We start from the raw sequence: 17,170 nt of genomic DNA, 5'->3' as shown, positions 1-17,170 counted from the left end.
CCGCGCCTACCCGGGCAGGGAATCGCGCAGCCACGCGTCGAAGGTGGTCGGCGCGATCGTCGCGTCGCGCGGAGCGGTCAGCTCGCGCCCGGGGACGGCGGCGAAGATCCCCGCGCTCTCGTCGGTCACGACGGCCCGTCCGTCGGGGCGCAGGGCCAGTACGTGCCTGGCGAGGTCGTCGAGGTCGATGACCTCGGGCCCGGCGAGGTGCGCACGGGCCCGCGTCGGCCGCCCCCGCACGATGTCGACGAGCAGGCTCACGACATCGGCCACGGCGACGGGCTGGAGGGGCGTGGACGGCAGCCGCACGACCCCGCGCTCGGTCGTCCAGTCCATGACATCAGGGATGAACTCGTCGAACTGCGTGGCCCGCAGCACCGACCACGGCACCCCCGAGTCGGCGAGGGCCTGCTCCTGGTAGGTCTTCGCCGCGTAGTAGGGCACCTGGGGCACCTCGTCGCAGCCGACGACGGAGAGCACGACGTAGTGCTCCACGCCCGCGGCCCGCCCGGCCTCGACCATGTGCGTCATGGCCTGCTCCTGGAACCGCAGCGCGCTCTCGTCGAAGGCGGGCGGCGTGGACAGGTCCACGCACACCGCACACCCCTCCAGCCCCTCGCGCAGCCCCTCACCGGTCACGACATCGACCCCGGTGGACCGCACGAGAGCCACGCCCTGATGGCCGTCCGCCTGGAGATGCGCGATGAGCCGCGAGCCGACGCGGCCCGTACCGCCGATGACACCGACCTTCATGACGGCTCCCTCCCGGAGGTGGCGGGCTGGCGTGCCCTTCCACGCTAAGTCCGCCACGACGGGCCCGCCTCTCCTGGGGCGGGGCCTGGGAGCGGGCGGGGCGGGGGAGCGGGGGAGAGGGGCGGAACAGGGGGAGAGAGGCGGAACGGGGAGGCGGGGCGGAGCCCCTGCGAGGGGTCCGCCGCCTCCCGCGGACTACTCGCCCCGGTCGTCCGGCGTCACGTTCCACGCCGAGACGACCGGCCTGCCGTGCTCCGTCCCCAGCCGGCTCAGCGAGCCCACGTCCAGGCGGAAAAGCGCCCCGGCGGACACGTCGAGGCCGAGCCTGCGCGCGGTGAGCGCCCGCAGGAAGTGCGCGTGCGCGACCAGCACCACATCGCCGCCCTCGCCGTCGAGATCCGCGTCCCGCAAGGCCTTGTCGACCCGCGCGAGTACCCGGTCGGCGCGCTCGCCGACCTCCTTCGGCGTCTCGCCCGGGTGCTCGGCGGGACCCTGGTCGACCCCGTCGCGCCACAGATCCCAGTCGGGCCGCTCCTGGTGGATGTGCGCGGTCGTCACGCCCTCGTACGCCCCGTAGTCCCACTCGTGCAGCTCCGGGTCCGTGAACGTGTCGCCGAGCCCGGCCAGCCGCGCCGTCCGTACGGCCCGCAGCATCGGGCTCGTGACGGTGAGCGCGATCCTGCGCCGGGCGAGCAGCGGCGCGAGGGACCTCGCCTGCTCCTCGCCGCGCGCGGTGAGCGGCAGCTCCGTGTAACTCGTGTGCTTGCCGGTCAGGCTCCAGGCGGTCTCGCCGTGCCGGACCAGGATCACTTCACCCATAGGGCCACTCCTTGCTCGTACCCGGTCCAACCCTGCCATCGCACGCGCCATTCCATCCGGCGCCCCTCGCCCGCACGGCGCATGATGGTCCGTGTGATCAGCGTCCTGTTCGCCGTGCTGACGGCCATCAGCAACGGCACCGCCTCCGTGCTCCAGCGGCGAGCGGCCGCGACCGTCCCCGACAGCGACGTGCTGCACGTCTCGCTGATCGGGAAACTGGTGCGGCAGCGCGTGTGGCTCGCCGGGATCGGCATGGTGCTCGTCGCGGCGGCGTGCCAGGCGGTGGCGCTCGCGACGGGCCCCATCGCGGTCGTGCAGCCGATCTTCGTGATCGAGCTGCCCGCGACGCTGCTCCTGGCGGGCCACCTCTTCAAGGTCAGGCTCGGCGCGCGCGTCTGGACCGGGGTCGTCGCCGTGACGCTCGGCCTGGCACTCGGCATGGCGAGCGCGGCGCCGGGCGGCGGCACGGAACGGGCGCACGGACTGACGTGGCTCCCCGTCCTCGTCGTGACGGGCCTGTTCGAGGCGCTGGTCCTGGGCCTCGCGCTCAGCACCAGGGGCAACCCGCGCGCCGCCCTCCTCGGCCTCGCCGCCGCGTGCGGCTACGCGCTCACGGCGGCGCTCATGAAGGACGCGCTGGCCCACCTGGAGGGCGGCGGCGGACTCGCCGCGCTCTTCTCCAGCTGGCAGCTGTACGGAACGGCACTGGCCGGCGTCGGCGCGCTCTTCCTCCTCCAGAACGCCCTCCAGGCCGGCTCCCTCGCCGCTTCCCAGCCGATGCTGACCCTGGGCGACGCCCTGATCAGCATCGTCTACGGGGTGGTCCTCTTCGGCGAACACCTCCGCACCGGCTGGTGGCTCGTCCCGGAACTGGCCGGGGCTGCGGTCATCGCGGTGGGCGTGGCGGAACTGGCCCGCTCGCCCCTGGCCCAGGGAACCGTCACCCGCGGATGAAGACCGCCCGCTCCGCCCTCCCGCCCCCCGGAGCCGAGGGGCAGGAGGGGCAGGAGGTGCAAGAGGGGCAGGAGGGTGGTGGACCGGGCGCCCCGGGAGCCCCGCCCCCGCCGGACGCCGGTCCCTCGGCTACCGGCTCACCCGCTCCAGCAGCCCCGCCTCCGCGTCCGCGGCCACCCGCTCGCGCAGCTGGTAGTGGATCTTCTTGCCGGTCGACGTCACGGGCAGCGCGTCCACGAACCGGTAGGCCCTCGGCCTCTTGTAGGCCGCGAGCATCGGGTGCGCCCGGCAGTGCTTCTCCAGGTCGGCGACCGTCACCTCCGAGTCCTTCCGGACGACGTACGCGGTCACGAGCTGCCCCCACTCCGGGTCCGGCGCCCCGACCACCGCGGCGTCCGCGACGCCCGGGTGCTCGTTGAGCACCTCCTCCACCTGCACCGGGTGCACGTTCTCGCCGCCGGAGAGGATCATGTCGTCGCGGCGCCCGACGATCGTCACGTACTCGTCCTCGTCCCACGTCGCGAGGTCGCCGATGTACAGCCAGCCCTGCCGGAAGTTCTCGGCCTGCTCCTCGGGCCGCCCGATGTACCCGTAGCCGGACTTCGGCGAGCGCACGATCACCTCGCCGATCTCGCTGCCGTCCTTCGCCGCGAGGTCGTCCGGCTCGGCACGCCTGTCCTCGTAGACCTTCACGACGGCGACGTCGTCGTCGGTGCAGGCGCGGCCCGCGCTGCCCGCGTGGTCGGGCAGGTCGGCGGGGCGCAGGAACGTGTTCCAGAACGCCTCGGTCGTCCCGTACCCGTTGAAGATCCGCGGCGTGAGGACCTCCTGGTAGCGCAGGCAGGCGGCGCGGTCCAGGGGCGCGCCCATCGTCACGATGCCGCGCAGCGTGGTCAGGTCGCGCGGCCTGCGCTCCTGCGCGTCCGCGAGGCGCTCCAGGTTCGTCGGCGCGCCGATGAGGAAGGTGATGCCCTGCTTCTCGACGAGGTCGAGCACGACGTCCGCGTCGAAGTGCCGCAGCGGCACGACCTCGCCGCCCACGTAGAAGACCGGGTTGGGGCCGCCCGAGTAGAGCCCGCCGCGGTGGAACCACGGGGACATGTTGAGGGTGCGGTCCTCCGGCGAGAGCGGGAAGTGCATGATCACGTCGTGGGCCGAGAGCACCTCGACCGCGTTGTTGAGCGGCACGCCCTTGGGCAGGCCCGTCGTGCCCGAGGTGTACAGGCGCGTGGTCTCCGCGTAGATCCCGGCCTCGGGGGCAGGCGGCAGCGCCTGCCCCTCGCCCCGTTCGGCGAGTTGCACGAAGGGCAGCGAAGCGGGCAGCGGGTGGTCCCCGTCCTGCCCCGACGGCACGTGCACGACGAGCTTCGGCGTGTGCCCGGCCCGTTCCAGGGCCTGCCCCGCGGACTCGGCGACGGAGGTGTCGTAGACGAAGACGGCCGGGCGCCCGGTGTCCAGGATGTGCGCCGTCTCTCCCGGGGCGAGCCGGAAGTTGACCGGCGAACCCACCGCCCCCAGGCGCTGCGTGGCGAGCCAGAGCAGCGCGAACTCGGGCCCGTTGAAGAGCTGGTAGGCCACGAGGTCCCCGGGCCCGACCCCGTGGGCGGCGAGACCGGCGGCGAGCCGCTCGACCTCGTCGCCCAGCTCCGCGTACGTCCAGGTGCGCCCCGTGGCGGGGTCGGACATCGCGGTGGAACGGGCGTAGCGGTGCGTGTTGCGCGCGAAACCGGCCCAGTAGGTGAAGCGCTGCTCGAAGACGTCCCGGAAACCGGCCGGGTCGTAGGCGGGGGTGGTGTTCATATCTCTATCTCGCGTATCTCGCGTATCGCGGAAAAGGCCGTGTGCGGGGTGACGACCGCGGTCACGACGGGTGCTCAGACTGCTCTCAGCACGGCGACGCAGTTCTGGCCGCCGAAGCCGAAGGCGTTGACGGCCGCGGCGCGGACGTCCGCCTTGCGGGCGGTGTGCGGGACGTAGTCCAGATCGCACTCCTCGCCCGGGTGGTCGAGGTTGATGGTGGGCGGCACGACGCCGTCCCTGATGGCGAGCGCGGCGACCATCGCCGAGAGCGCCCCCGCCGCGCCGATGAGGTGACCCACCATCGACTTCGGGGAGCTGACGAGGAGGTCGTAGGCGCTCTTGCCGTACACCTCGCGGATCGCCTTGGACTCGGTCAGGTCGTTGATGCGGGTGCTCGTGCCGTGCGCGCAGATGTAGTCCACGTCGCTCGCCTCCGTACCCGTACGCTCCAGCGCCTGCCGCATCGCCGAGACGGCCCCGGCCCCGCTCGGGTCGGGCGCGCTCACGTGGAAGGCGTCCGAGGTGAGCGCGCCGCCGGCGACCTCCGCGTAGGGGCGCGCGCCGCGCGCGGCGGCGTGCTCGGCCGACTCCAGGACGCACACGACGGCGCCCTCACCGAAGACGAAACCGTCCCGGTCCGCGTCGAAGGGCCGCGAGGCCCGCTCGGGCTCGTCGTTGCGCTTGGAGAGCGCCCCCATGTTCGACAGGCCCTGGAACATGACCCGCGTGATCGCCGAGTCCGTCCCGCCCGCGAGCACCACGTCGGCCTCGCCCGACAGGATCAGCCGCCGCGCCTCCAGGAGCGCGTACACGCCGCTCGCGCAGGCGAGCGCGCTCGCCGTGACCGGGCCGCGCACCCCGAGATCGATCGCGACCTCGCAGGCCGGCATGTTCGGGATCACGGACGACACGAAGTACGGGGAGATGGTGCGCGGATCGGCGTGCATCTGGTCCACGGCCCGCTCGATGCCGTCCATCCCCGCGACCGCGTTGTTCAGGACGACACCGACGCGGCCCGCGTCCACCCCGTCCCCGCCGACCGTGAGCGAGGCGTCCGCGACGGCCTCGCGCGCGGCGGCGACGGCGAGCTGCGAGAACCGCGCCGAGCGGCGCTCGCGCTTGCGGTCCAGCAGCGCCGAGGGGTCGAAGCCCTTCACCTCGCCGGCGATCGTCGTCGGCAGCCCGGTCGCGTCGAAGGCGGTGATGGGCGCGATGCCCGACGTACCCGCGAGGAGCGCCTGCCACGTGCTCTCCCGGTCGTTGCCGACCGGGGTGAGGGCCCCGAAGCCCGTCACCACGACTTGTCGATTGGTCTGCACGTACTCCTCCTAGAAACAAGAACAGCGAAAATCCAAGACCCGGGGGCCGCACGGGCCCCGGGACTCCCCCTACCGCCCGTCGAGCAGCCGGTGCGCGGCGCGCAGGCCCTCGGCCGTCGCGCGCACCGCGTTGAGCGCGCCCGTGCCCGCGGCACCGCCCGCCACCTCGAAGGGCACCCCCGCGCGCCGCAGCGTCACCGCCACGTCCCGCTCGGGCTCCTGACCGGTGGCGAGCACCACGTGGTCGGCGGCGATCAGCTCCGTACCGCCCCGCGCGTCCCGCACCACGACCCCGTCCCTGGTGATCTCGTCGACCCCCGTCTCCGTCAGGAGCCGTACCCCGGCCGTACGCAGCTCGTCGAGCGCGACCCACCGCGTCGAAGGACCGATGCCCGCGCCCATCCGCCGCCCGCGCCGCACGACGGTCACCTGCCGGGGCACCGCGGAGGTGGTACGGGGCGCGAGCGCCGTCCCCGCGAAAGCGCCCGGGTCCGCCGCGGCACCCGCCCTCGCCGCGGTGAGCGCGTGCCGCGCGAGGAACGCCTCCGGGGTCCGCTTGAGCTGCGGGTCCGCGGTCAGCAGGTGGGCGAGGTCCACACCGACGCCGCCCCCGCCGATGATCGCGACCCGCGGGCCGAGGGCCTCCGGGTCGGCGAACGCCTGCGGGTAGTCGAGTACGTGCGGCAGCGCGAGCCCCGGCAGGTCGGGGCGGCGCGCGAGCACCCCGGTCGCGAGCACGACCCCGTCGAGCCCGCGCAGGTACGCGAGATCACGGTGCCCCACGCGGTGCCCGAGCCGCAGCGGCACGCCCAGCCCGGCCAGCTCCCGCACGTGGTGACGTACCGTCTCGCCGAAGTCCTCCTTGCCCGGCACGCGCGCCGCCCAGCGGAACTGCCCGCCCGGCTCGCCCTCCGCCTCCAGGACCTCGACCTCCTGCCCCAGCTGCGCGAGCGTCCGCGCCGCCTCCAGGCCCGCGGGGCCCGCGCCGATCACCGCGTACCGCCCGCGCCGCTCCCGTACCGTCAGCGGGAACTCGACCTCGTGCCCGGAGCGCGGATTGACCAGGCACGACACGCGCTCGGTGCCGAAGGACCTGTCGATGCACGCCTCGTTGCACGCGAGACAGACATCGACCGTGTCGGGGCGGCCCGCGCGCGACTTCGCGACGATCCCGGGGTCGGCGAGGAAGGGCCGCGCGAGCGCGACGAAGTCGACGTCCCCCGCGGCGAGCACCTCGTCGACCTGCGCGAGCCGCGAGTAGCGGTTCGACGCGATGACGGGCAGCGCGCCGTGCCCGGCCGCGCGCAGCGCCGCCTTCACATCCTTCGCGTACCCCGCCCACGTCCCCGCGGGGACCTGCGCCTGCACCGTCGGTACGGGCGACTCGTGCCACCCGATCCCGACAGCGAGCGCGTCCACACCCGCCCCGGCGAGCGCGACGGCGAGCGCGCCGACATCCTCCTGCGGCGTGCCGCCGTCGACGAGATCGGCGCCCGACATGCGGAACAGCACGGGGAACTCCGCGCCGACCGCCGCGCGCACCGCCGCCGCGACAGCGACGGGGAACCGGCGCCTGCGCTCCGCGTCCCCGCCCCACTCGTCGTCCCGCGTATTGGTGAGCGGCGCCGTGAACTGATTGATCAGATAACCCTCCGAGCCCATCACCTCGACCGCGTCGAAGCCGAGTTCCACGGCCCGCAGCGCGGCCCGCGCGAAATCGTCGACCGTCGCGCGAATCCGCGCCTCGCCCAGCTCCCGCGGTGTCGTGCGCGTGAAGCGGCTCGCGACGGGCGAGGGGGCCCAGCCGGGCCCCCCGTCCGTGCCGGGCGCGCCGGGCAGCGCGTAGCGCCCGGCATGGAAGAGCTGGAGCGCGAGGAGCCCGCCCGCCTCGTGCACGGCGTCGGCGGTACGGCGCAGCGCCTCCTCGTGCCCGGGCTCCCCCGCGATCCCGTACCCGGGACCGCCCGCGCCCTCCGGGTTCACCGCCGTACCGCCCGTCACGATGAGCCCGGCGCCGCCGCGCGCGCGTTCCGCGTAGAAGGCGGCGAGCGCGGCGCCCCCGTCGCCGAGCGCCTCCAGGTTCAGGTGCATCGCGCCCATGACGACCCGGTGCGGCACGCGCAGACGGCCGAGCGTGCCGGGGCGGAAGACGTGGTCGAACAAGATCCCTCTCCTCGCTTCCGGCCCCGGGGCACAACTCCCCGGGGTCTGGGTGATGAATGCCCGGCAGGCGGGGCGACTGATCCCGAAAGGCCCGTGATGAAGGGGTCTTTACGTGTCAGCGACTCGCGCGCCCCGCCCGCCGGGCGGGCCGCGTCAGCTCTCGCGCGTCGGCCGCGGCGGCAGTTGCAGTTCGGGGCCCGCGTCCGCGAAGAACGGCGGCGCCACGACGCTCAGCCCGCCGTCCACGACGAGCGTCTGCCCGGTGATGTAGCCCGAGCCCTCGCCGAGCAGGAAGTGGATCGTGTCCGCCATCTCCTGCACGGTCCCCGGCCGGTGCGCGGGGATGCGGTCGAGGACGCCCTGCATGTCCGGCATCCCCTTGACGTTGTAGAAGTACTCCAGCGAGTCCGAGTCGATGAGTCCGCCGTTCACGGCGTTCACATTGATCCCGTACGGCGCGAACTCGACCGCCATGAACCGCACCCACGCCTCGATCGCGGCCTTCATCGCGCCGAGCGTCGCGTACGTCGGGTACGCGCGGATCGACCCGTACGACGAGAGCGCCACGATGCGGCCGCCCTTGTCCATGAGCTTCACCGCCTCCTGCGCGCCGAGCACGAAAGGACGCAGGTTCATCGCGTACGAGCGGTCGAGGTGGTGCGGACCGAGGTCCACGATGTTCTTGAAGGCGCTCGCCGCCGCGTTCGACACGAAGTGGTCGAGCCGCCCGCAGCGCCGCGCGACCTCGTCGAAGAGCGCCTTGACGCCCTCGGTCGTCTCGACGTCCGCCCGCACGGCGAAGCCCTGACCGCCCGCCTCCTCGATGTCGGCGACGGTCTTCTCGGCGAGGTCCTGGTTCTTCTTGTAGTTGACGACGACGGTGCCGCCCTCGCGCGCGAGGGTCAGCGCGAGCGCGCGCCCGATGCCGCGCGAGGCGCCGGTGATCAGCGAGACGCTGCCCTGTGCGGTGCGGTCCTGCTCAGTGCTCATGGGAGCTGTGTTCCTTCGTGGTTCGTGCGGTTACGGGTACGGGGCGGGGCGGTCGCCGCCCGCTCAGCGCGCGTCCTGCGGAGCGGCCACCGGCGGCGTGCGGCGCAGCACCTCGCGGAAGACGACGGCCTTCTGCACCTCGTTCGTGCCCTCCTCGAAACGCTGCGCGCGGGCGTCCCGGTAAACACGTTCGATCTTCTGGCTCTTCCAGTAGCCGAGTCCGCCGTGGATCTGGAGGGCCTTGTCGGTGACGTTCGTGAGCATCGTCACGGCGTGCATCTTCGCCATCGACGACTGCATCGAGGCGTCATCGGCACCCTCCTCGAAGCGGCGCGCGGCGTGCAGCACGAGCTGCTTGGCGGCCTCGATGTCGGCGGCGTTCTCGGCGAGCATGAACTGGATCGCCTGGCGCTGGGTCAACGCCTTGCCGAACGTGACCCGGTTGCGGGCGTACTCCACGGCGAGCTGCTGCGCGCGCTCGGCGAGGCCCACGCAGCTCATCGCGACGGAGATCCGCGAGGGCGTCAGGAAGCCGCCGAGGAAGACGTCGAGCCCCTCGCCCTCCGCGCCGAGCCGGTGGTCGACGGGCACGGGCGTGCGGTCGAAGGTGAGCGAGGCGTGGTCCGTACCCGTGACGCCCATCGTGTTCGAGGTGTCCTCCACCGTCACGCCCGGCGCGTTGCGCGGCACGAGCAGCGCCACGGTGCCCTCGTGGCCCGTACTGCCCTCGACCCGCGCCGCGAGCAGGTAGTAGTCGCAGCGCACGCCGAAGGTGATGAGGTGCTTCTGCCCGGAGAGGTAGTACGTGTCGCCCTCGCGCACCACCGACGTCGTGATGTCCGCGCCCGTGCCGTTGCCCGGCTCGGTGAGCGTGAAGGCGATCTTGATCTCGCCCGTGATCGAGGGGATGACGAAGCGCTTGCGCTGCTCCTCGGTGGCGTGCCCGTCCATCGCCCGCCAGATCCCGTTGACGACGTGCACGATCATGCGGACCGAGCCGTGCGAGCGGGAGAAGATCTCCATCAGCTCCATCCAGCGCGAGAACGGCAGCCCGTGCCCCCCGTACTCCACCGGCGCCGCCATCCGCAGGAAGCCCAGCTCGTTCAGCTCGGCCCACAGCGCCTCCGGGACCTCCCCGGTCTCCTCGACGCGCTCCGCCCAGCGCTCGCCGGGGCCCTCCACCCACTCCTCGACCCGGGTGCGGAGCCGCTCGAAGGACTGCTCGTCACTCATGTGCTGCCTCTACTTCTTCTCGTACGGTCCAGCTGTGCGTCAGCGGGGGGCGCGGCCCTCCCGCGTACCGGGCCAACACGCCCGGAAGGGCCGGAGGGCGGCGCACCGCCCTCCGGCCCCGGGGACTTCAGTCCTCCTGCGGCCTCAGTTCCCTCGCTCTCTCGCGCAGTGCGAACTTCTGCACCTTGCCGATCGGGTTGCGCGGCAGCACGTCGAGCGGTTCGAGCCGTTCGGGCCAGTACTGCTTGGCCACCTGGTGCTCATCGAGGTACGCGCGCATCTCGCCGAAGCCGAGCCGCCGGCCCTCCTCGAACACCACGAAGGCGCACGCGCGTTCCCCGAGCCGCGGGTCGGGCATCGCGACGACGGCGACGTCCTCGACGGCCGGGTGCGCGAAGAGCAGCTGCTCGATCTCGGCGACGGGGATCTTCTCGCCGCCCCGGTTGATGACGTCCTTGACCCGCCCGGTGATCCGCAGATAGCCGGAGGCGTCGAGCGTCGCGAGGTCGCCCGTGCGGTACCAGCCGTCCTCCGTGAACACCTCGGCGGTCAGGTCGGGGCGGTCCAGGTAGCCGTCGAACACGGTGGGCGAGCGCAGCTCGAAGTTGCCCTCGACCCCGGCGGGGAGCACGTGCCCCTGGTCGTCCGTGATCCGCAGCTCGATCCCGTCGAGCGGCCGCCCGTCCGAACCCCAGCGCTGCGCGGGCTCGTCCCCGGGCGCCGAGAGCGCCCCGAGGCACGTCTCGGTCGTCCCGAAGGCCCCGCACACGTCCGCGCCGAGCACCCGCCCGGCCCGCTCGGCGAGCCCGCGCGGCACCTGCGCCCCCGTCGCGACGAAGATCCGCAGCTTGCGCGGCATGTCCCCGCCGTCCTCGACCGCCTTCACGAGGTCGGTGAGGAACGGTGTGGCCGCCTGCACGAAGCTCGCCCCGTGCGTGTTGAGCGAGGCGAGCGCCCGCTTCGCGTCCCACTCGGCCTGCGTGATCTGCGGGACACCGAGCACGAGCGCCAGCGTCATCCCGTACAGGAATCCCGTCTGGTGCGCGAGCGGCGAGGGCACCCAGATCGCGTCGTCGGCCCGCAGCCCGAGGTGCCTGATCTCCATCGAGACCGCACGCACGAGGTTCTGCGAGGGCTGCGTGACGCCCTTGGGCTCCCCGGTGGTGCCCGAGGTGAACAGGAGCTGCGCGGTCGCCTCGGGCGAGGGGACGTACGCGTCGAGCGCGGCCCGGTCCACCTCGGTGCCCGCGAGCGCCTTCTCCCAGTCGTGCACCGTGACACCCGAGCCGTCCGCCCCGGGCAGCGCCGCGCTCCCGCCGTCCTCGGCGAGCACGACGAGCTGGGCCAGCTCCCCGCGCTCCGTCGCGTCGAGCCCGAGCACCTCGTCGGCGGGCCTGCGGTTGCGGTACCTGTCGGCGACGACGAGCACCTTCGCCCGGGAGCGGCGCAGCACGAAGCCGAGTTCGCGTTCCCTGAAGAACGGGATGACGGGGCAGCACACCGCGCCGATCCGCAGCGCGGCGAGCGAGAGCACGACGAACTCGACGCGGTTCGGCAGCTGGTACGCGACATTGTCACCGGGCCGCACCCCGAGCCCGAGCAGCAGCGACGCCGCCCGCTCGACCCGCTCGTGCAGCTCCCGCCACGTCACGGTCTCGTCCCTGTCGGCCCGTACGTCGACGACCGCCACGTCGTGCGGACGGCTCGTGGCGCGCCGCCGCAGCCACTCGGGGAGCGTCACACGCGCGGCGAGGTCCGGCTTCGCGACCTCCTTCTCCAGGCGGCGCTGCCGGGGCCGCCCCGAGGGAGCCGGCCCGTCCTCGACGCTCATCGGCACGCCGAGTGTGTTCATCGCGTCGAGGAAGGTCGGGTACGAGATGCGGTACGCGTTCGGGTACGTCAGCGTCGAGTGGCCGCGCGCCCGCGAGGACGCCACGGCGAGCGACATGAGCACCCGGTGGTCGTTGAAGGAGGAGAGCTTCGCGCCCACGAGCCCTTCGACCCCGCGCACCCGCAGGGCGTCCCCGTCCAGTTCCAGGTCGCCGCCCATCGCGTTGAGCTGGAGCATCGCCGCCGCGCGGTCGGACTCCTTGAGCCGCGTGTGCGCGATGTTGTGGAAGACGGACTCGCCGTAGGCGAAGGTGCCGAGCGTCGAGAGGATCGGCAGCATGTCGGGCACGTCACGGCAGTCCACCGAGACGCCCTTGAGCATCGGCGCCTCCTGCCGGATACGGACCCCGCCCGCCGCCTCGTCCAGCTCCATCGGGACGCCCATCGCCCGCGCGATGTCGAGGAAATGGAACTCGGGGTGATCGGCCGGACCGCCCTCCAGGCGGTTCATGCCCTTGAGCAGGACGTCCGAGGGGTGCAGCGCGGCGGCGGCGATCCCGAAGGCGGCGGAGCCGATGTCGGGCGGCAGCGTCAGCTCGGTCGCCACGGCCGACTGCCCCGGCTCGACGTCGAAGCGCCGCCAGTCCTCGGAGACCGTGACCTGGAGACCGAACTGGCGCATCATCGCGACGGTCAGCTCCAGGTACGAGCGCTCGTTCAGCTCGCCCTCGACCTCGATCGTCGTGTGTCCCGTCGCGAACGGGGCGAGCAGGATGAGCCCGGAGATCCACTGCGAGAGCGTCCCCGCGATCCGGACGTGCCCGCCGCTCGGCCGCCGCGCGGTGACCTGCACGGGAGGACAGTCGTCCGCGGAATCGACCCCGACGCCCATCTGGCGCAGCGCGGCGAGCAGCGGGCCGACGGGCCGGCGGCGGAAGTACTTCTGCCCCGTCACCGCGACATCGCGGTCCGAGAGCGAGGCCAGGCCGATCATGAAGTAGAGGGTGGTGCCGGAGGAACCGGCCGACACCGCGGCGCGACGGGGGCGATAGCGCCCACCGAGACCGTGCACCACGAAGGTGTCGCCCTCGGTGGTGATCCTCACCCCCAGGCCGCGCAGCAATTGCACGGTGTACTGGACGTGCCGGGCGTCGGAGAGCCCGTGCACGCGGCTGACGCCCTCGGCGAGCGAGGCGAGGATCAGCGCGCGGTGCGCGTGGTACTTGGAGTTGGGGACGAGGACCTCACCAGTGAGCTGGTGCTGAATCCCTTTGACAAGAAGGTGCATGGGGTCGGGCTTCTCCCTGGCCAGGCGGGCACACCGAACCGCGCACGCACGCACGCCGCCCCTGCCGACCCCGCCCACGGCCGGTGGCCGGGCAGCGCGAACAGGGCCGCGGGGCATCCGTGGCTCGGTGATGGAGCCGTCTCGGGGACGGCAGTGGTTACGTTATGGAAGCGAAGCCTTACAGGCGTGCGACGTCGCCGTAGTCAGCGGCGCATAGCCCGTTCGGGGGACGGGAGCGGGGGGCTCTTGGGTACGCACGGACGGCAACATCCGGCAACGCCTGGAGAAACAGATCGGACGGCTGTCATGGCACGGGGCCTGGGTGGGGCCCGTAGGTCGTGGCAGGAGCCGAGGTGCGCTCACGCGGCCGGGCAGGGGCCGCGCACACATAAGCGTCCGGATGACCGGCCCACGCGAAACAACGCGTTGCTCAGTCACACAATCTTTATATCAATGCGCGATGCATCTAGACAGCCCAGGTCCCGCAATGTGGGCGCAACCATGCTGACCTGCGGTTTTCGCACACAAAGCTCGTTCGTGCGGCCGCGCATGTGAAGCCCGAAGTGCTCGTGTGGGCTCGTTTCGAGCCATCGTGGAGCAGCGTCGGAGGCGGCGCGGGGCGTGAGGGGCGCGGCGCGGCGTGCCAGCGGCGCGGGGGATGGCGGGTGGGGCATGCGAGCGGCGCGGGGCGCGGCGGGTGGGGCGGGCGAGCGGCGCGGGGCGTGGCGGGCGCGACCGTGCGGGCGTACGAAGCCGTACGGGCATACGAAGAAGGGCCCCGCTCTCGCGAGGCCCTCCGCTGTGTCCGAGGGGGGACTTGAACCCCCACGCCCGATAAAGGGCACTAGCACCTCAAGCTAGCGCGTCTGCCATTCCGCCACCCGGACAGGGTGTTCGCTCGGGGCTTTTCGGCCCTGGCGACGTGGAAAACAATACCAAACATCGGGGGGCGTTCGATCACCCCTGGTCGGCCCGGGGCCTGCCCCCGCTCCCGCCGCGGTCCTGCCCCCGTCCCGGCCTCCGTGTGAACGGCGTGTGTCCCGGGGGAGGGCGGTCTTGGGAGCGCGGTGGGGGGCGCGCGAGGATGGGGGGAGCGCGGCGCCGAGCAGCGCGCCGGCCGACCGACCGCCAAGGAGAGCAGCGTGAGCGAGCCGAGCACCGGAAGGGCGGCTTCGGGCCAGGACGAGGTCGTCGACCTCACCCGGGACCTGATCCGTATCGACACCAGCAACTACGGGGACCACTCGGGCCCCGGCGAGCGCGCGGCGGCCGAGTACGTCGCCGAGAAGCTGGCCGAGGTCGGGCTCGAACCGCGGATCTTCGAGTCCCACCCGGGCCGTGCCTCGGTCGTGGCCCGCGTCGAGGGCGAGGACCGCTCCCGCCCGGGCCTCCTCATCCACGGCCACACCGACGTCGTCCCCGCCAACGCGGCCGACTGGACCCACGACCCCTTCTCGGGCGAGGTCGCCGACGGCTGCGTGTGGGGGCGCGGCGCCGTCGACATGAAGGACATGGACGCGATGACCCTCGCGGTCGTCCGTGACCGGCTCCGCGACGGCCGCAAGCCCCCGCGCGACCTCGTCCTCGCCTTCCTCGCCGACGAGGAGGCGGGCGGTACGTGGGGCGCGCGCCACCTCGTGGACAACCACGCCGACCTCTTCGAGGGCGTCACCGAGGCGATCGGCGAGGTCGGCGGCTTCTCCTTCACCGTCAACGAGAAGCTGAGGCTCTACCTCGTCGAGACGGCCCAGAAGGGCATGCACTGGATGAAGCTCACGGTCGCGGGCACCGCCGGGCACGGCTCGATGATCCACCGCGACAACGCGATCACCGAGCTGTCCGAGGCGGTCGGGCGCCTCGGCAGGTACGAGTTCCCGATCCGTGTCACCAAGACGCTCCGCCACTTCCTCGACGAACTCGGCGACGCGCTCGGCACCGAGCTGGACCCCGAGAACATGGACGAGACCCTCGCCAAGCTGGGCGGCATGGCCAAGCTCATCGGCGCCTCGCTCAAGAACACCGCCAACCCCACCCAGCTCGGCGCCGGCTACAAGGTCAACGTCATTCCCGGTGAGGCCACCGCGCACGTCGACGGCCGCTTCCTGCCCGGCTACGAGGAGGAGTTCCTCGCCGACCTCGACCGCATCCTCGGCCCGCGCGTGCGCCGCGAGGACGTGCACGCGGACAAGGCCCTGGAGACCGGGTTCGACGGCGCCCTCGTGGACGCCATGCAGACCGCGCTCGGCGCCGAGGACCCGATCGCCAAGGCCGTCCCGTACATGCTCTCGGCCGGCACCGACGCGAAGTCCTTCGACGACCTCGGCATCCGCTGCTTCGGTTTCGCGCCCCTGCGGCTGCCCGCCGATCTCGACTTCGCGGGGATGTTCCACGGCGTCGACGAGCGCGTCCCCGTCGACGCGCTCCGGTTCGGCGTCCGCGTCCTGGACCGCTTCATCGACGCGTCCTGAGGGCATCGGTCCGAGAGCGAACGCGGGGCGCACCTCCCCGCGAGCGGCGCGCGCGCCGCGCCCGTACGCCCCCTGTCGCGTACGGACGCGGCGCGCGTTCCCGCAGGTGGGGCAGAACCGCCGAGGGCCCGGAGACCGGCCGGTAATCGAGTGCCTGTACCAATCCCACCGATACGAGTGAATGCACTCATCTGGTCGTAGCTCGATTACTCCCTCCTCGTTACAGGTGTTGCGGTCCGCGGCTGGGACCGCGCTGTCCACCTAGGAGGAAAAATGATCAAGAAGATCGTCGCCACGGTCGCGGCGACCGGCGGCCTCGTGCTCGCCGGTGCGGGCCTGGCCTCGGCCGACTCGGGCGCCCAGGGTGCGGCCGTCGGTTCCCCCGGCGTGCTCTCGGGCAACGTCGTGCAGGTTCCCGTGCACGTCCCGGTGAACCTCTGCGGCAACACGATCTCCGTGATCGGCCTGCTCAACCCGGCCTTCGGCAACACCTGCGTCAACGCCTGATCCAGGCATGACGTCACCCCCGGCCGGGGGTGTCCCCTGCGGCCCCGGAGCGCGCCACGCGCTCCGGGGCCGCGGCTCTCACCACATCGCGCACGCGCGAGGTGCCGTGCGCTTCGAAGCTGTGACTACGACAGGGAATTGCTATGCGACAGGTCACGCGCAAGGGCCTGATGACTGTGGCGGCCGCCTCCGGCGTGTTCGCCGTCACCGGTGGCTACGCGGTCGCCGACTCCGGCGCCGAGGGTGCGGCCGTGGGTTCGCCCGGCGTCCTCGCGGGCAACCTCGTGCAGGCACCGGTCGATGTGCCGGTCAACGTGTGCGGCAACACGGTGGACGTCGTCGGCCTGCTCAACCCCGCCTTCGGCAACGACTGCCAGAACGGCTCGGGCGGCCAGGCCGGTCCCGGCGGCTACGGCGACGAGGACGGCGGCGGCCAGCACGGCGGGGGCAGCCACCACAGCGGCGGCGGCGCCCACGCGAGCGGTCAGGCCACCGGCTCGCCGGGCGTCGGCTCCGGCAACGAGGTGCAGATCCCGGTGAACGTGCCGGTCAACGTCTGCGGCAACAACATCTCGGTCGTCGGGCTCCTCAACCCGGTCTTCGGCAACGACTGCGCCAACGAGACCACCCCGCGGCCCCCCCACCCCGGTCACCCGGAGCACCCGGGCACGCCCGAGAAGCCGGACACCCCGAAGACCCCGGACACGCCGAAGCCCCCCAAGGAGCACACCACGCCCCCGTCGGGCGGCTCCGTGCAGATCTCGGCGAAGACCCCCCCGGCGCCCACCCAGCAGCTCGCCGAGACCGGCAGCGAGGTCCCGGCGGGCGCGCTCGGCGCCGCGGCTGCGGGGATGCTCCTCGCGGGGGCCGTCGTCTACCGCAAGGCCCGCGCGAACGCCTGAGCCGCCGCCGTACGGAAGCACGCGTGAGCGCGCCCCCGCACACGGCATGCCGAAGGGCCCCGCTCCGGAAGAGCGGGGCCCGACAACACGAGGAGAGCTGGTCGCCCGTCCGGGTGAGGAACGGGGCCCCGGGCCTCAGCCGCC

The 17,170-nt window shown here is 72.9% G+C and carries 12 protein-coding genes and 1 tRNA gene; 4 read left to right on the top strand and 9 right to left on the bottom strand.

The genetic code is table 11. The features are described from left to right. Positions 1–6 precede the first annotated feature (6 nt). Together ACQYWQ_RS04405 and ACQYWQ_RS04400 are read right to left on the bottom strand one after the other, a co-directional pair. Positions 7–753 carry an SDR family oxidoreductase gene (locus tag ACQYWQ_RS04405; protein WP_431032557.1) on the bottom strand — a complete coding sequence of 249 codons (747 nt, stop codon included), beginning with the start codon at positions 751–753 and terminating at the stop codon, positions 7–9. Positions 754–948: 195 nt separating this feature from the next. Further along, complete coding sequence (locus ACQYWQ_RS04400; RefSeq protein WP_431032556.1) at positions 949–1,572, bottom strand: histidine phosphatase family protein; 624 nt, start codon at positions 1,570–1,572, stop codon at positions 949–951. Positions 1,573–1,653: 81 nt separating this feature from the next. Between ACQYWQ_RS04400 and ACQYWQ_RS04395 the strand changes: the two genes are divergently transcribed. Then, positions 1,654–2,526, top strand: coding sequence for a DMT family transporter (locus ACQYWQ_RS04395; protein WP_431032555.1), 873 nt, complete (start codon positions 1,654–1,656; stop codon positions 2,524–2,526). Positions 2,527–2,655: 129 nt separating this feature from the next. Here the strand turns inward: ACQYWQ_RS04395 and ACQYWQ_RS04390 are convergent, their stop codons facing one another. From ACQYWQ_RS04390 to ACQYWQ_RS04360, 7 genes are all read right to left on the bottom strand, one after another. Continuing rightward, positions 2,656–4,326, bottom strand: a complete 1,671-nt coding sequence (locus ACQYWQ_RS04390; protein WP_431032554.1) for a class I adenylate-forming enzyme family protein — start codon at positions 4,324–4,326, stop codon at positions 2,656–2,658. A 74-nt stretch (positions 4,327–4,400) separates the two neighbouring features. Continuing rightward, positions 4,401–5,645: a beta-ketoacyl-ACP synthase II gene (fabF, locus tag ACQYWQ_RS04385; protein ID WP_431032553.1), complete on the bottom strand. Its 1,245-nt coding sequence runs from the start codon at positions 5,643–5,645 to the stop codon at positions 4,401–4,403. Between the two features lie 69 nt (positions 5,646–5,714). Further along, positions 5,715–7,808 (bottom strand): FAD-dependent oxidoreductase, encoded by a 2,094-nt coding sequence (locus ACQYWQ_RS04380; protein ID WP_431032551.1) that lies wholly within the window; start codon positions 7,806–7,808, stop codon positions 5,715–5,717. 153 nt (positions 7,809–7,961) lie between these two features. Beyond that, the gene (locus tag ACQYWQ_RS04375) at positions 7,962–8,798 is read right to left on the bottom strand and encodes an SDR family oxidoreductase (RefSeq protein ID WP_431032550.1); all 837 of its coding nucleotides are present in this window, start codon (positions 8,796–8,798) and stop codon (positions 7,962–7,964) included. Positions 8,799–8,861: 63 nt separating this feature from the next. Beyond that, positions 8,862–10,031, bottom strand: coding sequence for an acyl-CoA dehydrogenase family protein (locus ACQYWQ_RS04370; protein WP_431032549.1), 1,170 nt, complete (start codon positions 10,029–10,031; stop codon positions 8,862–8,864). Between the two features lie 127 nt (positions 10,032–10,158). After that, a complete protein-coding gene (gene aroA / locus ACQYWQ_RS04365; RefSeq protein ID WP_431032548.1) occupies positions 10,159–13,149 on the bottom strand; it encodes a 3-phosphoshikimate 1-carboxyvinyltransferase in 2,991 nt (996 codons plus the stop codon). 802 nt (positions 13,150–13,951) lie between these two features. Beyond that, a tRNA-Leu gene (locus ACQYWQ_RS04360) sits at positions 13,952–14,036 on the bottom strand. 255 nt (positions 14,037–14,291) lie between these two features. On the opposite strand from ACQYWQ_RS04360, the gene ACQYWQ_RS04355 reads away from it, so the two are divergent. From ACQYWQ_RS04355 to ACQYWQ_RS04345, 3 genes are all read left to right on the top strand, one after another. Continuing rightward, positions 14,292–15,617 (top strand): M20/M25/M40 family metallo-hydrolase, encoded by a 1,326-nt coding sequence (locus tag ACQYWQ_RS04355; RefSeq protein WP_431032547.1) that lies wholly within the window; start codon positions 14,292–14,294, stop codon positions 15,615–15,617. 273 nt (positions 15,618–15,890) lie between these two features. After that, a complete protein-coding gene (chpH, locus tag ACQYWQ_RS04350; RefSeq protein ID WP_431032546.1) occupies positions 15,891–16,124 on the top strand; it encodes a chaplin ChpH in 234 nt (77 codons plus the stop codon). Positions 16,125–16,267: 143 nt separating this feature from the next. After that, positions 16,268–17,026 (top strand): chaplin, encoded by a 759-nt coding sequence (locus ACQYWQ_RS04345; RefSeq protein WP_431032545.1) that lies wholly within the window; start codon positions 16,268–16,270, stop codon positions 17,024–17,026. Positions 17,027–17,170 lie beyond the last annotated feature (144 nt).

It is taken from the genome of Streptomyces sp. P6-2-1, assembly GCF_050613165.1.
Lineage (GTDB): Bacteria > Actinomycetota > Actinomycetes > Streptomycetales > Streptomycetaceae > Streptomyces.
Note: the sequence above shows the minus strand (reverse complement) of the source record. Positions and strands in the feature narration are given on the sequence as shown.

What these genes read in the sequence shown, in the direction of transcription:
- ACQYWQ_RS04375 (WP_431032550.1), bottom strand. Translation starts at nt 8,798, where the DNA reads ATGAGCACTGAGCAGGACCGCACCGCACAGGGCAGCGTCTCGCTGATC.
- aroA (WP_431032548.1), bottom strand. Translation starts at nt 13,149, where the DNA reads ATGCACCTTCTTGTCAAAGGGATTCAGCACCAGCTCACTGGTGAGGTC.
- ACQYWQ_RS04400 (WP_431032556.1), bottom strand. Translation starts at nt 1,572, where the DNA reads ATGGGTGAAGTGATCCTGGTCCGGCACGGCGAGACCGCCTGGAGCCTG.
- ACQYWQ_RS04345 (WP_431032545.1), top strand. Translation starts at nt 16,268, where the DNA reads ATGCGACAGGTCACGCGCAAGGGCCTGATGACTGTGGCGGCCGCCTCC.
- chpH (WP_431032546.1), top strand. Translation starts at nt 15,891, where the DNA reads ATGATCAAGAAGATCGTCGCCACGGTCGCGGCGACCGGCGGCCTCGTG.
- ACQYWQ_RS04395 (WP_431032555.1), top strand. Translation starts at nt 1,654, where the DNA reads ATGATGGTCCGTGTGATCAGCGTCCTGTTCGCCGTGCTGACGGCCATC.
- ACQYWQ_RS04390 (WP_431032554.1), bottom strand. Translation starts at nt 4,326, where the DNA reads ATGAACACCACCCCCGCCTACGACCCGGCCGGTTTCCGGGACGTCTTC.
- ACQYWQ_RS04370 (WP_431032549.1), bottom strand. Translation starts at nt 10,031, where the DNA reads ATGAGTGACGAGCAGTCCTTCGAGCGGCTCCGCACCCGGGTCGAGGAG.
- ACQYWQ_RS04405 (WP_431032557.1), bottom strand. Translation starts at nt 753, where the DNA reads ATGAAGGTCGGTGTCATCGGCGGTACGGGCCGCGTCGGCTCGCGGCTC.